This is a genomic window from Acidocella aluminiidurans (genome assembly GCF_055383125.1).
This window is the reverse complement of record NZ_AP031589.1, coordinates 3,509,379-3,534,425: the sequence shown is the minus strand read 5'-3', so window position 1 is coordinate 3,534,425 and position 25,047 is coordinate 3,509,379. Positions and strand designations below refer to the sequence as shown.

At 65.8% G+C, this 25,047-nt stretch carries 24 protein-coding genes; 10 read left to right on the top strand and 14 right to left on the bottom strand.

What is annotated here, in order from left to right:
* Positions 1-71: 71 nt before the first annotated feature.
* The 5 genes from ACZ46S_RS17415 to ACZ46S_RS17395 form a co-directional block, all read right to left on the bottom strand.
* Positions 72-806, bottom strand: coding sequence for an amino acid ABC transporter ATP-binding protein (locus ACZ46S_RS17415; RefSeq protein ID WP_295739127.1), 735 nt, complete (start codon positions 804-806; stop codon positions 72-74).
* The gene (locus ACZ46S_RS17410) at positions 784-1,443 is read right to left on the bottom strand and encodes an amino acid ABC transporter permease (protein ID WP_464062762.1); all 660 of its coding nucleotides are present in this window, start codon (positions 1,441-1,443) and stop codon (positions 784-786) included. Before ACZ46S_RS17410 ends, ACZ46S_RS17415 begins: the two co-directional genes overlap by 23 nt.
* Positions 1,440-2,111 (bottom strand): amino acid ABC transporter permease, encoded by a 672-nt coding sequence (locus ACZ46S_RS17405; RefSeq protein ID WP_464062761.1) that lies wholly within the window; start codon positions 2,109-2,111, stop codon positions 1,440-1,442. Before ACZ46S_RS17405 ends, ACZ46S_RS17410 begins: the two co-directional genes overlap by 4 nt.
* Positions 2,112-2,120: 9 nt before the next feature.
* Positions 2,121-2,909 carry a transporter substrate-binding domain-containing protein gene (locus tag ACZ46S_RS17400; RefSeq protein WP_464062760.1) on the bottom strand — a complete coding sequence of 263 codons (789 nt, stop codon included), beginning with the start codon at positions 2,907-2,909 and terminating at the stop codon, positions 2,121-2,123.
* A 340-nt stretch (positions 2,910-3,249) separates the two neighbouring features.
* A complete protein-coding gene (locus ACZ46S_RS17395; RefSeq protein WP_464062759.1) occupies positions 3,250-4,173 on the bottom strand; it encodes a dihydrodipicolinate synthase family protein in 924 nt (307 codons plus the stop codon).
* Positions 4,174-4,368: 195 nt separating this feature from the next.
* On the opposite strand from ACZ46S_RS17395, the gene ACZ46S_RS17390 reads away from it, so the two are divergent.
* Both ACZ46S_RS17390 and ACZ46S_RS17385 read left to right on the top strand, forming a co-directional pair.
* Positions 4,369-5,295, top strand: coding sequence for an aldose 1-epimerase (locus ACZ46S_RS17390; protein WP_464062758.1), 927 nt, complete (start codon positions 4,369-4,371; stop codon positions 5,293-5,295).
* Between the two features lie 110 nt (positions 5,296-5,405).
* Positions 5,406-7,370 (top strand): OPT family oligopeptide transporter, encoded by a 1,965-nt coding sequence (locus ACZ46S_RS17385; RefSeq protein WP_464062757.1) that lies wholly within the window; start codon positions 5,406-5,408, stop codon positions 7,368-7,370.
* On the opposite strand, the gene panS is transcribed toward ACZ46S_RS17385, so the two are convergent.
* Positions 7,343-8,299: a ketopantoate/pantoate/pantothenate transporter PanS gene (gene panS / locus ACZ46S_RS17380; RefSeq protein ID WP_295739115.1), complete on the bottom strand. Its 957-nt coding sequence runs from the start codon at positions 8,297-8,299 to the stop codon at positions 7,343-7,345. The genes ACZ46S_RS17385 and panS overlap by 28 nt on opposite strands.
* A 265-nt stretch (positions 8,300-8,564) precedes the next feature.
* Here panS and ACZ46S_RS17375 point away from each other — a divergent pair, with 265 nt between their 5' ends.
* A complete protein-coding gene (locus ACZ46S_RS17375) occupies positions 8,565-9,542 on the top strand; it encodes a hypothetical protein (protein WP_464062756.1) in 978 nt (325 codons plus the stop codon).
* Positions 9,543-9,592: 50 nt separating this feature from the next.
* Here ACZ46S_RS17375 and trhO read toward each other — a convergent pair whose 3' ends face one another.
* The 4 genes from trhO to ACZ46S_RS17355 are packed head-to-tail and all read right to left on the bottom strand — an operon-like array spanning position 9,593 to position 12,441.
* The gene (gene trhO, locus ACZ46S_RS17370; RefSeq protein WP_464062755.1) at positions 9,593-10,573 is read right to left on the bottom strand and encodes an oxygen-dependent tRNA uridine(34) hydroxylase TrhO; all 981 of its coding nucleotides are present in this window, start codon (positions 10,571-10,573) and stop codon (positions 9,593-9,595) included.
* Between the two features lie 56 nt (positions 10,574-10,629).
* Positions 10,630-11,634 carry a DUF6976 family protein gene (locus ACZ46S_RS17365; protein ID WP_464062754.1) on the bottom strand — a complete coding sequence of 335 codons (1,005 nt, stop codon included), beginning with the start codon at positions 11,632-11,634 and terminating at the stop codon, positions 10,630-10,632.
* Between the two features lie 12 nt (positions 11,635-11,646).
* The gene (locus ACZ46S_RS17360) at positions 11,647-11,856 is read right to left on the bottom strand and encodes a hypothetical protein (RefSeq protein ID WP_464062753.1); all 210 of its coding nucleotides are present in this window, start codon (positions 11,854-11,856) and stop codon (positions 11,647-11,649) included.
* Positions 11,857-11,892: 36 nt separating this feature from the next.
* Positions 11,893-12,441 (bottom strand): methylated-DNA--[protein]-cysteine S-methyltransferase, encoded by a 549-nt coding sequence (locus ACZ46S_RS17355; RefSeq protein WP_464062752.1) that lies wholly within the window; start codon positions 12,439-12,441, stop codon positions 11,893-11,895.
* A gap of 144 nt (positions 12,442-12,585) precedes the next feature.
* Here ACZ46S_RS17355 and ACZ46S_RS17350 point away from each other — a divergent pair, with 144 nt between their 5' ends.
* Positions 12,586-14,100, top strand: coding sequence for an AlkA N-terminal domain-containing protein (locus tag ACZ46S_RS17350; RefSeq protein ID WP_464062751.1), 1,515 nt, complete (start codon positions 12,586-12,588; stop codon positions 14,098-14,100).
* Positions 14,101-14,185: 85 nt separating this feature from the next.
* Here the strand turns inward: ACZ46S_RS17350 and ACZ46S_RS17345 are convergent, their stop codons facing one another.
* Positions 14,186-15,436 (bottom strand): D-amino acid dehydrogenase, encoded by a 1,251-nt coding sequence (locus tag ACZ46S_RS17345; RefSeq protein ID WP_464062750.1) that lies wholly within the window; start codon positions 15,434-15,436, stop codon positions 14,186-14,188.
* A gap of 21 nt (positions 15,437-15,457) precedes the next feature.
* Complete coding sequence (alr, locus tag ACZ46S_RS17340) at positions 15,458-16,585, bottom strand: alanine racemase (protein WP_464062749.1); 1,128 nt, start codon at positions 16,583-16,585, stop codon at positions 15,458-15,460.
* 135 nt (positions 16,586-16,720) lie between these two features.
* Between alr and ACZ46S_RS17335 the strand changes: the two genes are divergently transcribed.
* From ACZ46S_RS17335 to ACZ46S_RS17320, 4 genes are all read left to right on the top strand, one after another.
* Positions 16,721-17,185, top strand: coding sequence for an Lrp/AsnC family transcriptional regulator (locus ACZ46S_RS17335; protein WP_464062748.1), 465 nt, complete (start codon positions 16,721-16,723; stop codon positions 17,183-17,185).
* Positions 17,186-17,371: 186 nt separating this feature from the next.
* Positions 17,372-19,066, top strand: a complete 1,695-nt coding sequence (kaiC, locus tag ACZ46S_RS17330; RefSeq protein ID WP_464062747.1) for a circadian clock protein KaiC — start codon at positions 17,372-17,374, stop codon at positions 19,064-19,066.
* Entirely contained in the window at positions 19,066-19,389 is a 324-nt protein-coding gene (locus tag ACZ46S_RS17325) for a circadian clock KaiB family protein (protein WP_026440490.1), read from the top strand. Before kaiC ends, ACZ46S_RS17325 begins: the two co-directional genes overlap by 1 nt.
* Positions 19,389-21,143 (top strand): ATP-binding protein, encoded by a 1,755-nt coding sequence (locus ACZ46S_RS17320; protein ID WP_464062746.1) that lies wholly within the window; start codon positions 19,389-19,391, stop codon positions 21,141-21,143. Before ACZ46S_RS17325 ends, ACZ46S_RS17320 begins: the two co-directional genes overlap by 1 nt.
* A 37-nt stretch (positions 21,144-21,180) precedes the next feature.
* Here the strand turns inward: ACZ46S_RS17320 and ACZ46S_RS17315 are convergent, their stop codons facing one another.
* Both ACZ46S_RS17315 and ACZ46S_RS17310 read right to left on the bottom strand, forming a co-directional pair.
* Positions 21,181-21,510 carry a DUF2322 family protein gene (locus ACZ46S_RS17315; protein WP_464062745.1) on the bottom strand — a complete coding sequence of 110 codons (330 nt, stop codon included), beginning with the start codon at positions 21,508-21,510 and terminating at the stop codon, positions 21,181-21,183.
* Positions 21,511-21,749: 239 nt separating this feature from the next.
* A complete protein-coding gene (locus tag ACZ46S_RS17310) occupies positions 21,750-22,199 on the bottom strand; it encodes a PPC domain-containing DNA-binding protein (protein WP_464062744.1) in 450 nt (149 codons plus the stop codon).
* Between the two features lie 207 nt (positions 22,200-22,406).
* Here ACZ46S_RS17310 and ACZ46S_RS17305 point away from each other — a divergent pair, with 207 nt between their 5' ends.
* Together ACZ46S_RS17305 and ACZ46S_RS17300 are read left to right on the top strand one after the other, a co-directional pair.
* Positions 22,407-23,246, top strand: a complete 840-nt coding sequence (locus ACZ46S_RS17305; RefSeq protein ID WP_464062743.1) for a hypothetical protein — start codon at positions 22,407-22,409, stop codon at positions 23,244-23,246.
* Positions 23,247-23,265: 19 nt separating this feature from the next.
* Positions 23,266-25,044 (top strand): thiamine pyrophosphate-requiring protein, encoded by a 1,779-nt coding sequence (locus tag ACZ46S_RS17300; protein ID WP_464064303.1) that lies wholly within the window; start codon positions 23,266-23,268, stop codon positions 25,042-25,044.
* Positions 25,045-25,047: the final 3 nt, after the last annotated feature.

Below are 25,047 nucleotides of genomic sequence, written 5' to 3'. Positions count from 1 at the left end.
TTTTTCAAAAAAGGGGCGGAAACGCTTGGGCGTTGGCAACATAGCGCCAACGCCTCAAATATTCTGCCGCTTTACGCCGCGTCGCGCTGGCCGATGAACTGCCGCAGCTCAGCCGTTTGCGGCGCGGTGAAAACCTGCTCCGGCGGCCCGCTTTCATGAATCCGCCCCTGATGCATGAACACCAGGCGATGGCAGACCTCACGCGCGAAGCGCATCTCATGCGTCACCATCACCAGCGTCATGCCCTGCGCGGCCAGGTCGCGCACCACCGCCAGCACCTCGTTCACCAGCTCCGGATCCAGCGCCGAGGTGATCTCATCGCATAGCAGCGCCAGCGGCTGCATCGCCAGCGCGCGGGCGATGGCGACGCGCTGCTGCTGGCCGCCGGAAAGCTGACCGGGATAGGCATCGAATTTCTGTCCGAGCCCGACGCGGGTGAGCATTTCCCGCGCCAGCGCCTCGGCCTCGCCCTTGCCGGTTTTCTTCACCACCATCGGCGCCAGCATCACGTTGCGCCCGACGCTGAGGTGCGGGAACAGGTTGAATTGCTGGAAGATCATGCCGACCTTCTGGCGCAGCAGCCGCAACTGCCCCGCGCTCTCCATGACGCTGGTGCCGGCGACCCGGATGCTGCCCTGCTGGTAGGTCTCCAGCCCGTTGATGCAGCGCAACAGCGTGGATTTGCCCGAGCCGCTCTTGCCGATGAGCGCGATCACCTCGCCTGGCTCGATATCCAGCGTGATGCCTTTCAGCACCTCATTCTGGCCATAGCTTTTATGGATTTCAGTGAGCGAGATGAGCGGCATTGAGCCTCCGTTCGAGCCAGCCTCTGCACAGCGCGATCGGGTAGCAGAGGCAGAAATAAATGAGCGCCACCAGCCCATAGACCGTGAACGGGTGGAAGGTGGCGTTGGTGATGGCGGTGCCGGCCTTTTCCAGCTCGACAAAGCCGATGATCGAGGTCAGCGCCGTGCCCTTGATCACCTGCACCATGAAGCCAAGGCTGGGAGCGGCGGCGATGCGCAGCGCCTGCGGCAGGATGATATGGCGCAGCTGCTCGAGATAGGACATGCCAAGGCTGCCCCCCGCCTCCCACTGCCCGGCGGGTATCGCCTCGACGCTGCCGCGCCAGATCTCGGCGAGAAAGGCGCCGGTCCAGAGCGAGAGCGCGACCCAGGCGGCGGCCCAGGCCGGCACGTTGAGCCCGAACAGAGCCGGGGCGAAGAAGGCCAGGAAGAGCTGCATCAGCAGCGGCGTGCTCTGGAAGATTTCGATATAGATCCGCGCCACCCAGGCCAGGCGGCGATTGGGCTGTACCCGCAGCACCAGCACGATGAGCCCGGCCAGCACCCCGCCGAAAAATGCGCCGGCGGAGAGGGCCAGCGTCCAGCGCGTCGCCAGCAGCAGGCCACGCAGAATATCCCAGGTGGTAAAGCCCATCATCGCGCCTGCACGCCTTTGAAGAGATGCCGCCCGGCCAGCAGCAAGGCCTGGCGCAGCGCCAGGGCCAGCACCAGATACAAGGCGGTGACGACGAAATAGGCTTCAAACGCCCGGAAGCTGCGGGACTGGATATAGGAGGCGACGTAGGTGAGTTCCTGCACGCTGATCTGCGAGCAGACCGAGGAGCCCAGCATCACGATCACCACCTGGCTGGCCAGCGCCGGCCAGATCCGCGCCAGGGCGGGGGCCAGCACCACATACCAGAAAATCTGCGGCTTGGAGAGGCCAAGGCTGGCCCCGGCCTCGATCTGCCCGCGTGGCGTCGCGATCAGCCCGGCGCGGACAATCTCGGTGCCGTAGGCGCCGAGATTGACGACCATGGCGAGGATCGAGGCATCGACCGCATCCATGCGCAGGCCCAGCGCCGGCAGCCCGAAGAAGATGAAAAACAGCTGCACGATGAAGGGCGTGTTGCGGATCAGCTCGACATAGATCGTGACCGGCAGATTGAGCCAGAGCTTGCCGCTGGTGCGCGCCCAGCCGCCCAGCACCGAGACCGCGATCCCCAGCAGCGTGCCGAAGAGCGTCAGCTCCGCGGTGATGGCGATGCCGTGGAGCATCATCGGCCAATAGCCGATGATGGCGCCGAAATCGAACTGATACGTCATCGCGCGGTGTCAGAAACCGGCGGGCAGCGGCTGTTTCAGCCAGGTTTCGCAATATTTGTTCAAGGTGCCATCGGCCTTGGCGGCGGCGATGATGGCGTTCACCTTGGCCAGCAATGCCGGCTGGTTCTTGTTGACCCCGACATAGCAGGGCGAGCTTTGCAGGATGAATTTCAGCAGCGGCGCGCGCGGCGGGTTCTGCGCCATGATCGTCGCGGTGGTCGAGCTGTCGGTGCAGATCAGCTGGGTCTGGCCGGAGATGAAGGCGGAGATGGTGGATTGGTTATCGCCATAACGCATGATCTGGGCGCTTGGCGGGGCGAGCTTGGTCAGCGCGATATCCTCGATATTGCCACGGGTGACGGCGATGCTCTTGCCGGCGAGATCGGCGGCGGTTTTGACATCGATATTCGCCGGACCGAAGACGCCGCTGAAGAAGGGGGCGTATTTGTCGGAGAAATCAATCACCTTGGCGCGGGCGGGATTCTTGCCGAGGCTGGAGATGATCAGATCGACCTTGCCGGTCTGCAAATAGGGAATGCGGTTTTCCGAGGTGACGGGGGTCATCTGCAGCTTCACGCCGATTTTCGCGGCGATCAGCTTGGCCATGTCGATATCATAGCCCTGCAGGTTCATGTCCGGGCCGACAAAGCCCCAAGGCGGCAGATCCTGCGGCACCGCGACGCGCAGGACACCAGACTTCTTGATGTCGTCCAGCGTATCGGCCAGGGCGCGGCCAGCGAGGGTGAGAGAGGCGACGCCCGCCGCCATGATCGTGGTGAAATGCCGTCTGGTGGTCATCTATATATTGTTCCTGCGTTCAGTACCGCGCCGGGGCGCAACCGCGGGAAACAATGCAAGAGCAATGCCACGAGGGAGCGACAGGCGAGATCGGGCAAATGATGGCTTGGTTTTGGAGGCGGGGGCGATTGTTGAACAATCAACATCGCGGACGCTGCGTTTTTTGGCCCAGTCCGCCCATAAAAGCGTCAATTAAGGCTGGAAGCCGGAGCGGCCTCCGGCCGCCCCACGCGTGTCGCCGCTTTTTTGAAAACGGCGAGAAGAATTTTACCGCCTTCAGCGGGCATCCGCCGGCGCGATCCCGCCTGGGAAGACCCAGGCGGGATCGCGCTGGCTTTGCTCAGGCCGCGTGGGCCTTGGTCAGCCCCCAGGCGGCGAGGTTGCGGGCCAGATCGTCCTGCTGGCGCTGGGTCAGCGGCCAGGCGCCCGGCGGGCGCACCGCCCCGCAATCCTGCCCCATCAGCGCCAGCGCCGCCTTCACCACCGAGACATTGGTGCCGTTGCCTTCCTCGGCCCGCAGCGCCTCGAACGGTTCCATGGTGGCGATCATCGCGCGGGCCTTGGCGTAGTCCCCGGCTTCTAGGGCGGCGTGAATCGCGACCGAATGCGCCGGCCAGACATTGATCAGCCCGGAGGTGAAGCCGCGCGCCCCCACCGCGTAGAAGGCCGGCGCCCAGGTTTCGGCCAGCCCGCCGACCCAGACGATGGAGGGGTCGGCACGGCGGATCGCCTCGGCCAGGCGCAGCGGCGCCGGGGTTGCCCATTTCACCCCGACGACATTGGGGATGGCGCAAAGATCGGCGATGGCGTCCAGGCCGATGCCGTCATTGCGCAGATAGATCACCACCGGCAGCCCCTGCCCGGCCTCGGCGATGCGCTTCACATACTCGACCACGCCGCGCGGGGCGACGAAGGGGTCGGGCGGCTGATGCACCATCAGCGCCGAAGCGCCGGCGGCGCGGGAGGCCTTGGTGAGGGCCAGCGCGTCATGGATCGAGCGGCCGATGCCGGCCAGCAGCGGCACCCGCCCGGCCACCGCCTCCGCCGCCGCATGCACGGCGCGTTCCGCCTCGGCGGTGGTCAGGCCGTAAAATTCGCCGGTATTGCCGTTGGCGGTGAGAATATGCACGCCCGCCGCCGCCGCCCGCTCCGCGATCGCGGCGAGCGGTGCCGGGTCAATCTGGTCCTGCCGGTTGAACGGCGTCACGAGAATGCCCGAGATGCCCGTGAGCCGGGCGCGAAACTCTTCAGCGGTGAAGCTCATCTTGCGATCCTTATCCCTTACCAAATCATGATCTTCGTTTGAAATCAGCGTGATGTCCGGAGGCGGCCAATGCGGCGCCGCCCTATTCCGGCCGATCGATTTACATATATTATAAACTTAATTGACAACTTTTTGTCAAGCGCGGCCTTGCCGCCTCCTGCCCGCTGCGCTGTAACCGCCAAAGGAGGATCGCCAATGACCCGTTCAGCCGTTTCAGAGCACGACCAGCCTGACTCCTTATATCTGCGCCAAGGCCCGACCGAGCTGGCGCTCTCGCCAGGCCAGGGCGGCGCCATCATCGGCTGGCACCATGGCGGGACCAGCCTGATGCGAAAGCTGCAACCCGGGCCTGACGGTACGGTGAGCGTGCGCCAGCTGGCCTCCTACCCGCTGATCCCGTTTTCCAACCGCATCGCCCATGGGCAATTCAGCTTCGAGGGCCAGAACTATACCCTGCCCCGGGACACGCGGGAGACGCGCCATGCGATCCACGGCAACGCGCTGCTCGCCCCCTGGGAGATTATCCGCGCCAGCCCGGCCGAGGCCTGGCTGCGCCTCGCCTCCTCACCGAACCGGCCGGATTTGCTCGCCTTCCCCTTTGCCTATGAGGCCACCCAGCTTTACCGGGCGCGGGAGGACGGGTTCGAGATCGAGATCAGCATCCGCAACCAGGACCGCCGCGCCATGCCGGCCGGGATGGGGCATCATCTTTATTTCCCCCGCCTGCCAGGGGTAAAGGTGCGCTTCGCGGCGACCGCGATGTGGGAGAGCGACCAGGAGGCGCTGCCCGCCGCGCGGACGGATCAATGGCGAAGCCAGCTGGAAGCCGGGCTGGGCGACCTCGATTCAGTCAATTTCGATAATTGCTTCGAGGGCTGGGCGGGGCAGGCGATTCTGGACTATCCCGAACAAGGCTACAGGATCCGGATCGAGGCATCGCCCTTGTTCGGCCATGCGGTGTTCTTCACCCCGCCGGGGAAGGATTTTTTCGCCTTCGAGCCGGTCTCGCATCTCAATAACGCGATCAACCAGCCCGATGGGCCGCAAGCCCATGGGTTGAAAATCCTCAAGCCCGACGAGGCGGTCACCGGATGGATCAGGCTGAGCCACGAGGCGCTGTGAGCGCCCCTCCCCCGGCGCAGCGCGCCGCGGCTTGACAGCAGGCCGGGGGGCTTTCAGGCAAGAGACAGGCCAGTACGCCTTCCCTTTTTCAACGCACCCCGGATGATCGCATGACCATAAGCCCGCCCCCCGCCCGCCGCGCCGAGCTCACGCTGCGCGGTGTCCTCATCGGCATCCTGATCACCTTCGTGTTCACCGCCGCCAATGTGTATTTCGGGCTGAAGGCCGGGCTGACCTTTTCCTCCTCGATCCCGGCGGCGGTGATCTCGATGGCGATTTTGCGCGCCGTGGGCGGCGCCACCATCCAGGAAAACAATATCGTGCAGACGGTGGCCTCCGCCGCCGGCACGCTCTCCTCGATCATTTTCGTGCTGCCGGGGCTGGTGATCGTCGGCTATTGGAGCGGGTTTCCGTTCTGGCAGACCAGCCTGATCTGTGCCGCCGGCGGGATTTTGGGGGTGATGTACACGATCCCGCTGCGCCGGGCGCTGGTGAGCGAGTCAGACCTTCCTTATCCGGAAGGGGTGGCCTGCGCGGAGGTGCTGAAAGTCGGCACGCAAGGGGCGCCGGAGGCCGGCGGGGCCGGGCTGCGCACCGTGGTGTGGGGCGGCATCGTCTCGGCGGTGTTTTATTTCATCGTGCAGACGCAGATTTTCGCCGCCAGCATCGCCGGCTATCGCCGTTTCGGCGGGGCGCGCGGCGGCGCCACCGGGTTCGAGTTCGATCTCTCTTTCGCGCTGTTCGCCATCGGCCATCTGGTCGGGCTCTGGGTGGGGCTGGCGATGGCGCTGGGGGCGGCGATCGGCTGGCTCTGGGGGGTGCCGCATTTCACCGCGCTGCATGCGAGTCCCGGCAGCGCCGCCGCCGCCGCATCCGCGGGGTGGAGCCATTATGTCCGTTTCGTCGGCGCCGGGGCGATCGCGGTGGCGGCGATCTGGTCGCTGGCCAAGCTGACCGGGCCGCTGGCCAGGGGCCTGGGCGGGGCGATGCGCGCCGGCCGGGCACGGCGCGAGGGCAGGCTGCAGGAGCTGCCGCGCAGCGAGCATGACATGCCGATCGCCATGGTCGGGCTGATCGCGCTGCTCTGCCTGCTGCCGATCGCCTATCTGCTCTGGCATTTCGCCATCGCCAGCGGTCTGGGCGGGGCGGCGCTGCCGCTGGTGCTTGGCGGGGTGGTGTTTGTGGTGGTGCTCAGCCTCGTGGTCGCGGCGGTGTGCGGCTATATGGCCGGGCTGATCGGCTCCTCCAACAGCCCGCTCTCGGGGGTCGGGATTCTGGTGGTGCTGATGGCGGCCTTGCTGCTGGTGGTGGGGGTGAAGCCCTTGCTGCCGCCAGGGGCGGCGCGGGCGCTGGTGGGGTTTGCCTTGTTCATCACCACCATCGTCTTCGCGGTGGCCACCATCTCCAACGACAATCTGCAGGATCTGAAAACCGGGCAGCTGGTGGAATCCACCCCTGCCTTGCAGCAATGGGCGCTGGTGATCGGCGTGCTGGCGGGGGCGGTGGTGATCCCGCCAGTGTTGAACCTGCTGCAGCAGACTTACGGCTTTCTCGGCGCGCCGGGGGCCAATCCGGCGACGGCTTTGGCCGCGCCGCAGGCCGGGCTGATCTCGGCTTTGGCCAAGGGCGTCATCACCGGCTCGCTGCCCTGGGGGTTGATCGCGCTGGGGGCGGGCATCGGCGTTGCCATCATCATTCTGGACGAGCTGCTGGGCGCGGTGGCGAAGGGGCCGCGCCTGCCGCCGCTGGCGGTGGGGCTGGGCATCTATCTGCCGGTCTCGACAACGCTGATGATCATTCTGGGCGCCATCGCCGGGGCGGTGTTCGACCGCAAAGCCGACAAGAGCCGTAATCCGCAGACGGCGCGCCAGCTGGGCGTGCTGCTGGCCTCGGGGCTGATCGTGGGCGAGAGCTTGCTGGCGGTGCTGTTTGCCGGGCTGGTGGCGTTCAGCGGCAATCAGGCACCGGTGGCGCTGGTGGGGGCCGGGTTCGCGACGCCGGCGCTGTGGCTGGGCGGGGTCGTGTTCGCCGGCGCGCTGCTCTGGCTCTATCGCTGGGTGCTGCGCCAGGCCTGACCCGCCTGGGCCAGCCTCTCCTGACGTTCGCGCCTGGCACGCCAATAGCCCGCCAGCAGCGAGCCGGAGATATTGTGCCAAACCGAGAAGATCGCCCCGGGCAGCGCCGCCAGCGGGGTGAAATAGAGCTTGCCCAAAGTCGCCGCGAGGCCGGAATTCTGCATTCCCACCTCGAAGGCCAGGGTACGGCAGACGCTCTCCTCGAAGCCCAGCAGCCGCCCGCCCCAATAGCCGCCGAGATAGCCGGTGCCGTTATGCAGCACCACCGCCAGCAGCACGATCGGCCCGACCGCGGCGATGGCATGCGCGGTGCCCGCCACCACGGCGGCGATGATCAGCAGGATGGCCACCATGGAAAATAGCGGCAGCACCGGCTCCACGCGCCGCACCAGGCGATGCGCCAGCATGTTGACGGCCACACCCAGCGCCACCGGCACCAGCACGATCTTCACGATACTGACCAACAGCCCCATCACATTCACCTGGATGCCATGGGTGGCGTAAAGCTGCACCAGCAGCGGCGTGGCGACCACGCCGACCAGGGTGGAGACGGCGCTGATCGTCACCGACAGCGCGACATCGCCGCCGGCGAGATAGACCATCACCGTGGAGGAGGTGCCGCTGGCCACCGAGCCGACCAGCACCATGCCGATCGCCAGTTGCGGCGGCAGCCCGAGCAGCTTGGCGATGATGAAGGCGGCCAGCGGCATGATGAGGTAATGCAGCCCGAGCCCGGCCAGCACCGGCCCCGGCTTCTGCGCCACGCGGCGGAAATCCGCCGGGGTCAGCGTCACCCCCATCGCGAACATGATCAGACCGAGCAGCAGCGTCACCCAAGGCAGGATCGGGGTGAAGGAGGCCGGCGCCAGAAAGGCGGCGGCGGCGATCAGGATCGCCCAAAGCGGAAACAGGCGGATGACGGCACGCATCGGACTCGGACTCTCCAACCAAGGCGCCGCCAAGGCGAGCCCTACAAAATGACACAAGACAGAAAATGTCGCTTAGCTGGATCGGCGCGAAAGGAAAACAGGAAAAAGGCGCCCCTGCTGACCATTTCCGTCATGACGGCGCGTTCATTTGGCGTGCGGGAAGACCGCCGGCCGGGGCATGGCGGCGCCGCCCGGCCAGCGTGACAGGCCACGCCGCAGCGGCTAAATTGGCGGGCGCTCCGCCCTCAAGCCATGGATCTCAGCCTTGCGCCGTCTGATATCGAAGTCCCGCCTGCTGCCCGGCCTCATCCTGTTGCCACTCGCCGGGTGCCATCAGAGCTATTCTCCCAATACCTATGCCGCCGACGCCGCCCAGCAGGAGGCGCAAGTGCAGCGTGGGGTGATCATCGGGGTGCGGCAGGTGGTGATCTCGCCCGACGGCACGGTCGGGGCCACCACGGGGGCCGCCGCCGGCGGGGTCGCGGGGGCGCAATTCACCAATTCCGCCGGGTTGAACGCGCTGGGCGCGATCGGCGGGGCGCTGGTCGGCGGGGTCGGCGGGGCAGCGGCCCAGCAGGCGGTGCAGACCACCAAAGGCTGGGAATATATCGTCCAGGAGACCAATAATTCCCTGGTCTCGGTCACCCAGACCAGCAAGACGGCGCTGGCCATCGGGCAGCATGTGCTGGTGATCAATGGCAGCAAGCAGGCGCGCATCGTGCCGGATTACACCGTGCCGGTGCCCAGCCCCGCCCCGGCAAAACCCGCCGCCGCCACGCCGAAGCCCGCCGCCATCACCGCGACGCCGCTGCCCGCGCTCACCCAAGCGCCCACGCCAGCACCCACGACAGCACCCGCGCCAGCGCCAGCGCCGGCGGCAAGCCAGGCGCAGCCCAACAGCACCGCCAACAGCGCGGCAGCCAGCCCGGCCAGCACCGGCACAACCGGCGCCGGGTCGGCCAGCCCGGGGACAGCGAGCACGGTGACGGGGGGCACAACGGCATCCAGCACTGCCGCCCCTGCTAAGACCGCCCCTCAGCCCAGCAATAATGGCGCGGTCACGACATCAAGCTCGACTCTGCCCGATACGACCAGCCCGGCGCAGCCCGCCCCGGCCAGCAGCACGGCGACACCCGGCACAAGCGCCACCGCGCCGGCCGTGGCCGGGAGCGCCAGCACGGGCAGTTCCAGCAGCACCAGCCCTGCCGCCAGCACCCCCAGCAGCAGCGCCGCCACGCCATAGCGCAATATGTGTTGAGGCTGACCCGGCAGCGCGGGCGGTGTCTTCCGGGTCTATTCCGGGGCCAGGCTGGCGCCGACATGCGCCGCGCCGCGCGCCTGCGCCAGAGCTTCCTGATGATGCCGCTCGCGATAGCGGGCGCGCTGGGCCTCACTGCGTTCGGCGTGGCAATGCGGGCAGCTCACCCCTGCCTCGAACAGCGGCGAGGCCTGGTCCGCCGCGCTCACCGGACGGCGGCAGGCATGGCAGAGGCCAAAGCGCCCCGGCGCCAGCCCATGGCCGACCGTCACGCGCTGGTCGAACACGAAACATTCGCCTTCCCACAGACTATCCTGCGCGCGCACCTGTTCCAGATATTTCAGAATCCCGCCCTGCAGATGAAACACCGCCTCCACGCCTTCCTGTTTCAGGAAAGAGGTGGATTTCTCGCAGCGTATGCCGCCGGTGCAGAACATCGCCACTTTCGGCGTCCGCCCTTCGCCCAGCAGCCGGGCGCGCTCCGCCCGGAACCAGGCCGGGAAATCGCTGAAGCTGCGGGTGCGCGGATTGATCGCGCCCTTGAAGCTGCCGATCTCGACCTCGTAATCATTGCGCGTATCGATCAGGATGATATCCGGCTCGGAAATCAGCGCATTCCAGTCCGCCGGCGCGACATAGCTGCCGACGCTGGCGCGCGGATCGACGCCCGGCACGCCCATGGTGACGATCTCGCGCTTGATCCTTACCTTCATCCGGTGAAAGGGCATGGCGGGGGCGCGCGCAAACTTCACCTCCATCTCCGCGCAACCCGGCAGGGCCCGCAGCGCGGCCACGGCCTGCGCCAGCGCCGCATCCTCGCCGGCAATGGTGCCGTTGATCCCCTCCGGCGCGAGGATGAGCGTGCCCTTGATACCCAGCGCCAGGCAGCGTGCCAGCACGGCATCGCGGATGGAGGTGCAATCCTCGAAAGGCGTGAATTTATACAAGGCCGCGACGCTGACGGGCAGGTCAGTGCCGGCGGGCGGGACGGGGTGGGGCTGAACCATATCTGCCATCCGCCGCCCCCTAGCACGCCCACCCGCCCCCGTCATGAGGGCGGCCTGGCATCGCCTCAGGCGGCGGCGCCGAGCTGCGCCGAACTCAGATCCAGCCGCACCAGCGTCTGGTTGAGCAGGATATAGGCGATCTCCCCGAACGTCACCGGGCCGATGAAGCCGCCCGTGGTGCGCCCCTGCAACGCCGCATATTGATAATTCAGGATGCAGTTGAAGGAGAGCGCCTTGCCGGCGCTCTCAGCCCGCAGGCCGGTGCAATAGCTGCCATAGGCCTCGGCATAATCCCCGACCGGCGCGGCCAGACGGTAGCGCCGCCCCGCCACCACCGGCGCGTAGAACTCCACCTGGTCGGGCAGAACCGCCTGGAAAGAGACATTGATCATCGCCCCGGCATAGGAGGAGACCAGCGGCAGGCTGGTATCCACCTCCTGTTCGCGCAGCCAGCTGGCGAAATTCACGCGCTGGCCGTCCACCTCGCAATGCGAGGCGGAAAAGCCGGTTTCGGAAAACACGATGTCCGGGCCGCTGCCTTGCGTGAACAGATTGACGATATCCGCCTCGGCGAAGACATCCTGGCTCAGCCCGATATGCATGACCAGCCCGGCATCCTCATGGATTTGACCGCTCATGCCATCGACGACCGAGGGGCGGATCTTGCCAAGCTCGGTCAGCTCCACGCCTGTCACCCAACCGACCAGCGGCTGCTCATAGAGCTTCGGCAGCCCCGGCGCCTCCAGCGCGAAGCGTTTATGCACGCCGGTGAAGGCCGGGATCAGCACATAGGAAAAGCCGGATGGCAGCCGGTCCCTGACAATCCCCTGCAAATCATCCTCGCGGATGACGGCGATGCGCATATCCTGCGCCCCCTCCACCACCGTGCAGAAAACATGCTCATGATCCACCATGCCGCCATTGGGGGTCATGAAATACGGGGTCGACCCGCCGATCCAGCGGCCCCGGGGCAGGCTGGCCAGTGCCTGACCGCTGCCGGCCACGAACAGGATGGCGCCGCTTTCGATCAGCCGGCCCGCCTGCGCGGTTGAGATGAATTGATTCAACATCGGCTAGGTTCCTTAAAGATTCACGAGATCGCGCGCTGCGAAGGCGTTGTTGGCGAAAAATTCATGGAGTTCCGCGACCGCGCGGCCGATGCCGGAGGGATTGTGCCGCACCTCCTCACGAAGCCGCGACAGCAGCAATTTGGTGGCGAGCGAATTGACCTTCGGCTCGGCCCCCATCAGCGCGCTCCGCCATTTCGGATCGGAGATTGCCGGTATGGACATCGATGAATTCCTCCCTCGGTAAAGACTGAGAGGGTTCTAAGCCTGGCCGGTTAAGTGCGGTTTAAGGCTGACGGCGGCAAGCAGGGCGGCTTCATGCCGGAGCAGATAGGCTTTCGCCTCCAGCCCGCCGGCGAACCCTGTCAAACTGCCATTCGCGCCGATGACACGATGACAGGCGGCGATGATCGAAACCGGGTTGCGGCCATTCGCCGCCCCCACCGCCCGCACCGCGGCGGGCGCGCCGATGGCGCCGGCGATCTCGCCATAGCTGCGGGTCTCGCCAAAGGGGATGCGGGTCAGCGCGGTCCAGACCCGGAGCTGAAACGGCGTGCCGACGAAATCCAGAGGAATCTCGAACATGGTGCGGCGGCCCTGAAAATACTCAGTCAGTTGGGCCGCCGCGCGGCATAGCAGCGGATGCGTCGAATCCTCGCGCGCGGCGTGCAGATGCGGCACCCGCGCCGGAGGCTCCCGCGCCCATAACACGCCCGCCAGCCCCGCCGCGCTGCCGACGAGCCGCAACGCCCCGACCGGTGAGTCCATCACGCTGAACAGATAGCCCATCTCTCCTGCCCTTTTCTGCATCACCCCAGCCTCCTACACCCGCCAGCGCGACCGGGCTGGCCATTTTCGGACATCGTGGCGGGGGCGGCGCGATGTCCGAAAATGGCTAGCCCTGTCCGCCCGGCGCGCTATGCTCCGGCGCTCAAGCCAACCCGGATGGAGAGGATGATCGAGACCCAGGCGGCCTATCAGGCGCTGACCACGCGCGACCCACGTTTCGACGGCATCTTCTATGTCGGCGTCACCTCCACGCGCATCTATTGCCGGCCGATCTGCCCGGCCAAAACCCCAACCGCGCGCAATTGCCGGTTTTTCCAAACCGCCGGGCAGGCTGAAAAAGCCGGCTTCCGGCCCTGCCTGCGCTGCCGCCCGGAGCTGGCGCCGGGGGCGGCACCGGTTGATGACGCGCAGCGCATCGCGCATCTGATCGCGCAGAGAATCGAAACCGGGGATATCGGCCTTGGCGCAAATTTGGCGCAGATTGCCGGGCAATTCGAGCTCAGCCCCCGCCAGATCAGGCGGATCATGCAGGCCCAGCTTGGTCTTTCGCCGATGGAGCTGCTGCAGAGCAAGCGCCTGCTGCTGGCCAAGCAATTGCTGACGGAAACCAGCCTGCCGGTGACCCAGATTGCCTTTGCCAGCGGCTTTTCCTCGCTGCGGCGCTTCAACGATGCGTTCAGCCGGCATTATCGCATGCCGCCCTCGCGCCTGCGCCGGGAGGCTGCAACGCCCTCCCCCGGCATAACGGCAGAGACATGCGCGCAGCTGCGCCTCGCCTACCGGCCGCCTTATGACTGGCCCGGTGTGCTCGCCTTCCTTGCCGGGCGGATGATCAAGGGGGTGGAGCATGTCACCCCGACCTTTTATGCCCGCACCGTGCGGCTTGGCTTCTATGTAGGCTGGGTCAAGGTGACGCAGCGCGCGCAAAGCGATGAGCTGCTGGTCGAATTCCCCCCCAGCCTCACCGCCGTGCTGCCGGCCCTGCTCGGGCGGTTGCGCGATCTGTTCGATCTCGATGCACGGCCGGACATCATTTCCGGCCAGCTGATGCGCGATGCGACACTGGCGCCGATTGTGGCGCGCAATCCCGGCCTGCGCGTGCCTGGGGCTTTCGACGGCCATGAGATGGCGATGCGCGCGATCCTTGGCCAGCAGATCACCGTGAAAGCCGCGACCACCCTGGCCGGCCGCCTGGCGGCGCGCTACGGCACGCCTATCGCCACCCCGTTCGAGGCGCTGAATTTGCTGGCGCCGACGCCAAAAGCCCTGAGCGAGGCGACGATTGATGACATCGCCGCGCTGGGCATCATTCGCAACCGCGCCGCCAGCCTGATCGCGCTCTCACGCGCCATCGCCTCTGGCGGGCTCGATCTGAGATCCGGCCTGCCGGCTGAAAAAACCATCGCCGCCTTGCGCGCCCTGCCCGGCATCGGCCCCTGGACGGCGCACTATATCGCGATGCGCGCGCTGCATTGGCCGGACGCGTTTCCGCGCGAGGATATCGCGATCCGCAATCAATTCGGGCAGCAGGCGTGGAAACAGATCGAAGCCGCGGCAGAAGCCTGGCGGCCCTGGCGCGGCTACGCGACGCTGCATATCTGGTCGCATCCGGAGACGATCCCTCCGGCAGCCGCCAAACCGGTTTTCAAAAAACGTGGCGATGAACTGGGGGCTTTTTGAAAAAAGCCCCCACACCCCCAAAAACTTTTGCTGATTTTAAGACTGGTTTTTAAAAGAGCTTTTCAAAGCCGCCTACCGCGCTTTGTCAGCCATAGCGCGCGACCTCGTAATCGGCGGCGTCCAGATCCGTCTTGCCGTTGCCGACCAGCTGGGCGATGTGGCGGGCGGAGCCGCAGCTCATCGTCCAGCCCAGCGTGCCATGGCCGGTATTCAGATACAGCCCCTCGATCTTGGTCTTGCCGATCACCGGCGTGCCGTCCGGCGTCATCGGCCGCAGCCCCGTCCAGAATTGCGCCCGCGACAGATCGCCCCCGGGGAACAGATCCGTCACCGAAAGCTCCAGCGTGCGCCGGCGCGCTTCCGGCAGGTCCGTGGTGTAGCCGGAAATCTCCGCCATGCCGCCGACGCGGATCCGCTCGCCCAGCCTGGTGATCGCGATCTTGTAGGTCTCATCGAGAACGGTTGAAACCGGTGCGCGACTTTCATCGATGATGGGGATCGTCAGCGAATAGCCCTTCACCGGATAGACCGGCAGCTTGATGCCGAAGCGCTTGACCATGAAGGGCGAGAAGCTGCCCATGCACATCACCACGCGATCCGCCATTTGCGGCCCGGCGCCGGTGAGCACGCCGGTCACCTTGCCAGCTTGCGTCAGCACATCCTTGATTTCGGTATTATATTGGAACACCACGCCCAGCGCCTCAGCCTGCTTGGCCAGCGCGTTGGTGAATTTGAAGCAATCGCCGGTTTCGTCATTTGGGGTGAGCAGCCCGCCTTTGATCTTGTGGCGCACCGCGGCCAGCGCCGGCTCCACCCGCGCGCAGCCCTCCGCGTCGAGAATCTCGAAGGCGACGCCATCGGCTTGCAGCGCCTTCACATCCTTGGCGGAGGCTTCCATCTGCTCATCGGTGCGAAAGAGCTGCACGGTGCCTCGCATGCGGGCATCGTAATCGATGCCGGTTTCGGCGCGCACCTGGGCCAGCGCCTCGCGGCTGAGATCCGCCAGGCGCAGCATGCGGCCTTTATTCACGGCGTAGCGGCCGGTGGAACAATTGGCGAGCATCCGCAGCAGCCAGGAGAGCATGGCCGGGTCCGCCTTCGGCCGCAGGATCAGCGGGGCATGTTCCTGGAACAGCCATTTCAGCGCCTTCAGCGGAATCCCCGGCGCCGCCCAGGGGCCGCAATAGCCAAAGGATACCTGGCCGGCATTGGCGAAGCTGGTTTCCAAAGCCGGGCCGGGCTGGCGGTCGATGACCGTGACCTCATGGCCGGATTTCGCCAGCTGGTAGGCGGTGGTGACGCCGACAACGCCGGCGCCGAGAACAGTGATCTTCATGCCGTTCTTCCGTTTCGCGATTCAGAGATAGACCCGGCGATAACGCTGGCCGAGGCTGGTGAGGATTTCATAAGAGATGGTGCCGGCATCGGCGGCGAGCTGTTCCAGGCTTTGATGCGGGCCGATCATCTCGACCAGATCGCCGGGGGCGAGCGCGCCCTCGGGCAGGCTGGTGATATCGACGATCAGGCTGTCCATCGACATCCGGCCGACCATCGGCAGCCGGATCTCGCCATAATAAGCGGCGCCGCGCCCGCCCAAGACACGCGGCAGACCATCGGCATAGCCGGCGGCGAGCACCGCCAGCCGCATCGGCGCCGCCGCGCGGTAGGTGCCGCTATAGCCGATCAAGGCACTCTCTGGCACGTCGCGGATCTGCGCGACCGTCAGCGAGAGCCCGACCACGGGCGCCATCGGCCCCACCCGCCCAACATGCGGGGCGCCGCCATAGAGCGCGATGCCGGGGCGCACCAGCGCGCCCTGGAAATCCGCCCCCATCAGCACCCCGCCGGAATTGCCGAAACAAACCGGCAGCGGCGCGAATTCCGCGGTAATTTTCAGCATCTCGGCGCGCTGGCTGGCATTCTGCGCGGCTTGCGGCTCATCCGCCGAGGCGAGATGGCTCATCACATACAGCGCCTCAAGCTCCGGCGCCGCCGCTAGCGCGGCACGCAACGCCGCCCGCGCCTGCGGCGCCACGCCGAAACGCGACATGCCGGTATCGAACTGCAAAATCGCCGGCAGCCGCCGCCCGCAGGCGCGGGCCTGGGCCTGCCAGGCTTCGAGCTGCTCCGGCGCGTTCAGCACCGGGATGAGGTTATGCGCGGCAAAAATCGCGGCGGTGCCCGGCAGCAGACCGTTCAGCACGTAAAGGCGCGCCGCCTCGGGCAAAAGCGGGCGCAGCGCCAGCGCCTCGCCCAGCTGGGCGACGAAGAACTGCCGGCATCCGGCCGCCAGCAGCGTGCGCGCCACCGGCTCCACCCCCAGCCCATAGGCATTGGCCTTCACCACCGCCGCCACCTCGGCCGGGGCCGCCAGCGCGCAAAGCTGCTCATAATTCCGGCGCAAAGCGCCAAGATCGATCGTCAACAGACCGGGATATCCGGTCGCGTCCGCCGCCTGGGCGCTGGCCCATCCGAGACTATCCATCGTGCATCCGCCGAAAGGTTGGAACAAGCTATGGAGCTTAACGCAACAATCGTGCCGATTCCCGCCATATTGCGCCGTGATATTTTGCAGATGCCGATTTTTTGATAGAATCAACGAAGGAATGGAAGGTTCTGCATGCCCACCCAAGACGCCATCGACCGCAATATCCTGCGCCTGCTGCGGGTGAATGCCCGCATCAGCAACGCCCAGCTGGCGCAAGAGGTCGGGCTTTCCGCCTCCGCCTGCCTGCGCCGGGTGAAGCTGCTGGAGGCTGCGGGGGTCATTCGCGGCTACACGGCGCTGGTCGAGCCCGGGGCCGCCAATCAGGGCATCGCGGTGTTGATCAATATCACGCTGGAGCGCCAGACCGAGGATTATCTCAACCGCTTCGAGGCGGCGGTGCGCAAACATCCCGAAATCCAGGAATGCTATCTGATGACCGGCGGCTCGGATTATTTCCTGCGGGTCGAGGTCGCCAATGCCGGCGAGTTCGAGCGGATCCATAAGGAAATCCTCTCCACCCTGCCGGGGGTGCTGCGCATCCATTCAAGCTTTTCGATCAAGAACGTCCTGGCCACCCGCCCGAAAGGCCGGCGCTGACACCGCCCCCTTGCGCCTTGTCGCGGCGAAGCGGGCAAATTGCATCGGAATTAACTTATCGAAACGCCATATTTCCAAGCTTCATGAACATCAGTATGACTTACCTTTGTGCGCAGAAACGTCACGCGGCAGCCGGTTCAGCAGCAAAAATGACGCTTAACCCTTCAGGTGGAGACCACGCCGAGCATGCCTTCCTCCGATCACGCCGCCCCGCCGGCCGGTCTGGCCAAGACGCGGACCGGTATTTCCGGGTTCGACGACATCACCCTGGGCGGCCTGCCGCAGGGGCGGCCGAGCCTGGTGTGCGGCGCCGCCGGCTGCGGCAAGACGCTGTTCGCCACCACCTTCCTGGTCAATGGCGCCACCAGGTTCGACGAGCCGGGCGTGTTCGTCAGCTTCGAGGAGCGCGCGCAGGATCTCGCCGCCAATGTCGCCTCGCTCGGCTATGAGCTGGAGACGCTGATCGAAGAGGGTAAGATCGCCATCGACCATATCCGGGTCGACCCCAGCGAGATCGAGGAAAACGGCGAATATGATCTGGAAGGGCTGTTTCTGCGCATCGGCTTCGCGGTGGAGTCCATCGGCGCCAAGCGGGTGGTGCTGGATACGATCGAGACGCTGTTTTCCGGCTTTACCGACCAGGCCCTGCTGCGCGCCGAGCTGCGCCGGCTGTTTGGCTGGCTGAAGGAGCGCGGGCTGACCGCGATCATCACCGGCGAGCGCGGCGATGGCCAGCTCACCCGCCAGGGGCTGGAGGAATATGTCTCCGACTGCGTGGTGCTGCTGGATAATCGGGTGGTCGACCAGATCACCACCCGCCGGCTGCGTGTGGTCAAATATCGCGGCTCCGCGCATGGCACCAATGAATATCCGTTCCTGATCGATACTGGCGGCATCAGCGTGCTGCCGGTCACCTCCTCGGGCCTGCACCGCCCGGCCTCGGACGAAATCGCCTCCTCCGGCGTGCCGGGGCTGGATGCGATGCTGGGCAAGAAAGGCTTTTACCGTGGCTCCAGCGTGCTGGTCTCGGGCGTCGCCGGCACCGGCAAAACCGCCTTTTCCGCGCATTTCGCCGCCGCCGCCTGCGCGCGCGGCGAACGCTGCCTGTATTTCGCCTTCGAGGAAAGTGCCGACGAAATCCTGCGCAATGCCCGCTCCTACGGGCTGGATCTGAGCCGGCATGTGCAAGCGGGCCTGCTGCGCTTCGAGGCCTCGCGCCCCAGCCTGTTCGGGCTGGAGATGCATCTGGCGCGGATGAACCGGGATTTGCAGCAATTCCAGCCGCATGTCGTCATCATCGACCCGATCAGCGCCTTTCGCGGCCCCAGCGCCGAAGTGCACGCGACGCTGCTGCGGATGATCGATCTGCTGAAGAGCCGCGGCATCACCGGGCTGTTCACCACGCTGCGCAGCGATGGCGGGCTGATGGATGAGTCCGAGACCGGCCTCTCCTCGCTGATGGATGCCTGGGTCAAGCTCGATAATGACGAGGCGAATGGCGAGCTGAACCGCACGCTGTATGTATTCAAGGCGCGCGGCATGAGCCATTCCAACCAGGTGCGCGAATATCAGATCAGCAATGCTGGCATCGAGCTGATCGAACCCTATATCGGTCCTGAAGGTGTAATGACCGGGACCGCGCGGATCACCCAGATCGCCCGCGAGGCCGCCGCCAAGCTGCGCCGCGCGCAGGAGACCGAGCAGCGCCGCCGCGAGGTGGTCCGAAGGCGGGCCGCGCTGGAGCGCCAGATCGAGGAATTGCGCGCGGCCCTGGATAGCGAGGAGCTGGAGGAGACCATCCGGCTCGCCGAAGCTGATGCGCGCGAGGACAAGCTGCGGCTGGACCGCGAAATTCAAGCCCATATGCGTGGACATTCGTAATGGAACATGACGACGAGACCAACCCGATGCTGGACGATCCGGAGCATTATCATCTGCGGCTTTACGTCGCCGGGCAGACCAGCAAATCCCTGACCGCGCTCTCCAACCTGAAAAAGGTCTGCGAGGAGCATCTGGCCGGGCGCTATGAGATCGAGGTGATCGATCTGATCCAGAATCCACGCCTGGCGGCGGGGGATCAGATCCTCGCCATCCCCACCCTGGTCAGGAAATTGCCGGCGCCGCTGAAGCGCATCATCGGCGATCTCTCGAACACGGATAAGGTTCTGGTCGGGTTGGATGTAAGGCCGAAGAGCGCCGGCTGATGACGGGCCCGGATCACGTGCCGGCACATGCCGAACTCACCGCGCGCATCCGGGCGTTGGAAGCGAGGCTGCAGGAGAGCGAGGAGACGCTCGATGCGATCCGCCGCGGCGAGATCGATGCCTTCGTCATGGCCAATGCGAGCCAGGGGCATGAGGTCTACACCATCGGCGCCGCCGACCGGCCCTACCGGGTATTGATCGAGGAGATCCAGGAAGGCGCGCTCACCCTCGACGAGACCGGGACCATTCTCTATTGCAACCGCCGGCTGGCGGACATGCTGGCGGCGGCGCAGCAGGCGTTGATCGGCCGCAACCTGGCGACACTGGTGCCGCTGGAGGCCGATGCCGCGCTGTTTCCCGCCGTGCTGGGTGAGGCGCTGCGCCAGGGGGCGCGGCGCGAACTGACCATCGCGGTCCGCCCCGAGCACCCTGTCCCCGTGGCCTTGTCGCTGAGCCCGCTGCCGAGCGACGGCGGCTTCAACCTGCTCTGCGGCGTGGTCACCGACCTGACCCAGCATAAGCAGCATATCGAGGCGCTGGCGGAGGCCAATCGCCGGTTGCGCGCCGAGATCCAGGAACGCGAGCGGGTCGAGGAGGCGCTGCGGCAGAGCCAGAAGATGGAAGCGGTCGGCCAGCTCACCGGCGGGCTCGCACATGATTTCAACAATCTGCTCACCGGCATCACCGCCGGGCTGGAGATGCTGCAGACAAGGCTGCGCCAGGGGCGGTTGCAGGGTGTGGACCGCTATGTCGGCATCGCCCAGGACGCGGCACGGCGCGCCGCCGCCCTCACCCACCGGCTGCTGGCCTTCTCCCGCCGCCAGACCCTGGCGCCGAAGCCGACCGACCTCGCGGATCTGGTCGGCGACATGATGGATCTGATCCAGCGCACGGTCGGCCCCGAGATCACCCTGCACACCAACGCCGCCCCAGGCGGGCCGCTGGTGCTGATCGACCCCGGGCAGATGGAGAATGCCCTGCTCAATCTCTGCATCAATGCCCGCGATGCGATGCCCAAAGGCGGCGAGATCCTGATCGATATCTCCAGCCTGGTCCTGGAGGAGGACGAAGCGAAGGCGAAATCGCTCTCCCCTGGCGCCTATATCGTGCTGCGTGTCGCGGATACCGGCTCAGGCATTCCCGAGGATCTTCTCTGCCGGGTGTTCGACCCGTTTTTCACCACCAAGCCGCAAGGCTCGGGCACCGGGCTGGGGCTCTCGATGGTCTATGGCTTCGTGCAGCAATCCGGCGGCCAGGTGGACATCGCCTCCGAACTTGGGCGCGGCACCTCGCTGTTCATCTATCTGCCGGTGCATGAAGGCCATGCGTTGCCGGCCAAAGCCGCGCCGCCGGCCGAGGACGCGCCCACCGCCGGCGCCGGCCAGACCGTGCTGGTGGTGGATGACGAGCCCTCGGTGCGCATCCTGGTCACCGAAGTGCTGAACGATCTCGGCTACAAGGCGCTGGAGGCGAGCGACGGCGTCTCTGCCCTGGCGATGCTCAGCTCCGATCTGAAAATCAATCTGCTGATCACCGATGTCGGGCTGCCGGGCGGCATCAATGGCCGGCAGCTGGTGGATGCCGCGCGCGCCTTCCGGCCGACGCTGAAGGCCTTGTTCATCACCGGCTATGCGGAGCAATCGGTGCTCAACAGCAGCCTGGAAAACGCCATCGAAATCCTCAGCAAGCCGTTCAATCTGGAAGAGCTGTCACGGCGGATCGGCGATATTCTCAGCCAACCCGCCGCGCGGTAGCGGCGCATGCGTTCAGGCTGACGCGGCGAGAGCCATGTCAGGCCGCGATGACCTCGATGCGCAGCGGCGCCGCCCCCTGCGCCAGCGCCAGCAGCCGGTCGATATTCGGATGCGCGCCGGGGCGCTGGCGCGCATCCTCGGTATGCTCGGCAAAGACCGCCAGCCCATGCGCCGCCGCCTTCGCATCCAGCATCCCGAACAGCTGCCGCAGATAGAGATAGACGGCCAGGGAGCCTTGCTTGCCCGGCTGGTTCTCGATGCTGGCCACCAGCGCCCCGGCGGCATCGAACAGCTCGATGCGCTTGACCCCCTCGATGCCGGGCAATTGCGCCAGGTTACTCTTGAAGGCGGCCGCCGGTTGGATCATCGCCTGCATAAATCTTCATCCCGTTCAAATGCCCGGCGGCCTGTATCACGCTTCGCCAGGCTCTGCCACCTGAAGCGGAGCTGGCGCGAACGCGGGATGAATACAGATTTCAGCGCGTCACATTTCATGTCCCGGCTTTAGAGCATCAAGCTTTTAGCCTGATGCTCTAAATTTTGTTTTATCGCGCAATTTCATGTGTTTATTTTGACGCTGGCGCGTCAACCTAAACACATATTGCTCTAATCCGAATGCGGCAGATCGATCAGCGCCAGACCGCTCTCAGCATCATGTCTCTTGCGCAGATGCGCGGGGCTTTCGGTCAGCAGGATTTCCAGTGTGGGCCGTACCGTGCCGGAAAGCAGATGCCCGGCCTTGGTGCTGCCATCGCGCCGCGCCAGCACGCAATGCAGATGCAAGGCCGGTGCCCCATCCTCGCCCAGGGCCACGTCGCCCAACAAAGCCGCGACCTCGACCTGCTCATCCACGGGCAATTTCAAATAAGTTTTCGAGGCCCAGTCATAATAGCCGAGCATCGCGGCGCTGAACGCGCCGATGGCGGTGATCTGCGCCGCCGCCACCTGTTGCGCGCGCACGAACGCATTCAGCGCTTCGATGATTTCCTCGCCGGTCTTCAGAACGATTGAGAAAACCCGCAAACCATTTGCCTCGTGCAGCAATTTCGCTGGCATGGACGTCTCCTTTCAACTGAACTTGATCGCCGCCTGCAATGCGGCGGGCTTTCGTGGAGATGGGGTGTCGCGGCTGCCGCCACACCGGGGCGCGGGCCAAAGCCGCAAAAATGGCCGGATGTTAACGGCCGCATCTATTTTCTCACGCCTCCCAGGCGCCATATCCCGTGGACCACGTCCCAAGCCGGAGGCCGGATGCAACCGCCCGTGCAAGCCCAACGTCATACACATGCTGTCCTCGCCGCCAAACGCCTCAACCGTGGCGCGGCGATGCTGGCGATTTCCGTGCTGCTGGACAGCGCGATTGAGCATTATCGCGGGGATTTTCACAATCCGGCGATGCTGACGCCGATCGCGACATCGCTGGCGGCGCTGGCGGGATCGCTGCATGGCCATGGCGACAACAAGCAGCGCCGCCACGCCAAGCGGGAAGCGATTTTCGCGCTCACCGCCGCCACCGGCCTCGCCGGCACCGGCTTTCACATTTACAACGCGATGAAAAAGCCTGGCGGGCTGAGCTGGCAAAATCTGTTCTATTCCGGCCCTGTCGGGGCGCCGGCGGCGATTTTGCTCTCCGGCCTGTTCGGCTTGCTGGGCGAGCGGGTGCGCGACGCGGCGCCGGGCACCACGCCGAAAATTCGCGGGCTGAATGCCGGGCGGGTGGCGTCTCTGGTCACCTCCATCGGCCTGCTTGGCACCAGCGGTGAGGCCGGGTTGCTGCATTTCCGCGGCGCCTTCCAAAACCCCGCAATGCTGCTGCCGGTGACGATGCCGCCCGCCGCCGCCGCGCTGATGGCCAATGCCGCTTTCGGCGATGGCCGCAAAAATCGCTGGTTTTCGCGGCTCTGGCTGCGGATGACCGCGATGCTCGGCATCGCCGGTGTCGGGTTTCACATTTACGGCGTCTCGCGCGCCATGGGCGGCTGGCGCAACTGGCGGCAGAACGCGGTTGATGGCCCACCCATCCCCGCCCCGCCCAGCTTCACCGGCCTGGCCCTTGCCGGCCTCGCCGCCCTGGCGCTGCTGCGCGACCATCCCGAGGATTGATCGGAGTTTTGCAATGAGCATGAATGTATCTGAATTCGTCTGGAAGCGCCTGTCCGAATGGGGGCTGAGCCGGGTTTACGGCTATCCGGGGGACGGCGTCGGCGGGTTGGATATCGCGCTCGAAAAAGCCCTCCCCTACATGGATTACGTGCAGGTGCGGCATGAGGAAATGGCCGCTTTCATGGCCTCGGCGCATGCGAAATTCACCGGCCAGGTCGGGCTTTGCTACGCCACCTCCGGCCCGGGTGCGGTGCATCTGCTCAACGGGCTCTATGATGCCAGGCTGGACCATACGCCGGTCGTCGCCATTGTCGGCCAGCAGGCCCGCACGTCGCTGGGCGCGCATTATCAGCAGGAAATCGACCTGCAAAATCTGTTCAAGGATGTGGCGGGCGCGTTCGTGATGACGGCGAGCGTGCCCGAGCAGGTGCGGCATCTGATCGACCGGGCGGTGCGCATCGCGCATGAGAAACGCACCGTGACCTGCGTGATTCTGCCGAATGATCTGCAGGAGCTGCCTTACAGCGACCCGCCGATGGCGCATGGCGCCACCCATACCGGCATCGGCTTCGCCACTCCGGCGCGCACGCCGGAGGCCGAGGGGCTGCAGAAAGCCGCCGCCGTGCTGAATGAGGGCAAGAAAGTCGCGATCCTGGTCGGCGCCGGGGCGCTGAATGCGACCGATGAGGTGATCGAAATCGCCAACCGGCTGGGGGCAGGCGTGGCCAAGGCGCTGCTCGGCAAGGCGGCGCTGCCGGATGAGCTGTCCTTCGTAACCGGCGGCATCGGGCTGCTTGGCACCAAGCCGACCTGGGACATGATGAAAGGCTGCGACACGCTGCTGATGATCGGCTCCGCCTTCCCCTACTCGGAATTCCTGCCCGAGCCCGGCAAGGCGCGCGGCGTGCAGATCGATATTGACGGCGCCAATCTCAGCCTGCGCTACCCGATGGAGGTCAATCTGATCGGCGACAGCGCGGCCACGCTGCGCGCCTTGCTGCCGCTCTTGACGCAGAAGCAGGATCTTGGCTGGCGCAACAGCATCGAGAAAAATATCGCCTCCTGGTGGAAGCTGATGGAAGACCGCGCCCTGCAGCCGGCCAGCCCGATCAACCCGCAGCGCGTGTTCTGGGAGCTCTCCCCGCGCTTGCCCGAGAACGCGATCATGACCGGGGATTCCGGCTCCGTCGCCAACTGGTACGGGCGCGACATCAAAATGCGCCGGGGCATGAAAGGCTCGCTCTCCGGCGGGCTGGCCTCGCTGGGGGCCGGTGTGCCCTACGCGATCGCGGCGAAATTCGCGTTTCCGGAGCGCAGCGTCATCGCCTTCATGGGCGATGGGGCGATGCAGATGAACGGCATCTGCGAGATGATCACCGTGAAGAAATATTGGCGGCAATGGAAAACCCCGCATTTCATCGTAATGGTGCTCAACAACCAGGATCTCAACCAGGTCACCTGGGAGGAGCGCGTGCAGCTGGGCGAGGCGAAGACGCTCTCCACCCAATCCATCCCGGATTTCCCCTACGCCAAATATGCCGAGCTGCTCGGGCTGAAGGGCATTTATGTCGATAGACCGGAGCAGATCGGCCCGGCCTGGGACGAGGCGCTGGCGGCCGACCGGCCGGTGATTCTGGAAATGCGCACCGACCCGAACGTGCCGCCGCTGCCGCCGCATATCACCGCCAAGGATGCGCGGAATTTCCTCTCCTCGCTCTGGCGCGAGCCGGAACGGGCTTCGGTGGTGAAGAACTCCACCCGGCAGATGCTGGCCTCCGTGCTGCCGAACGGGAAATAGGCG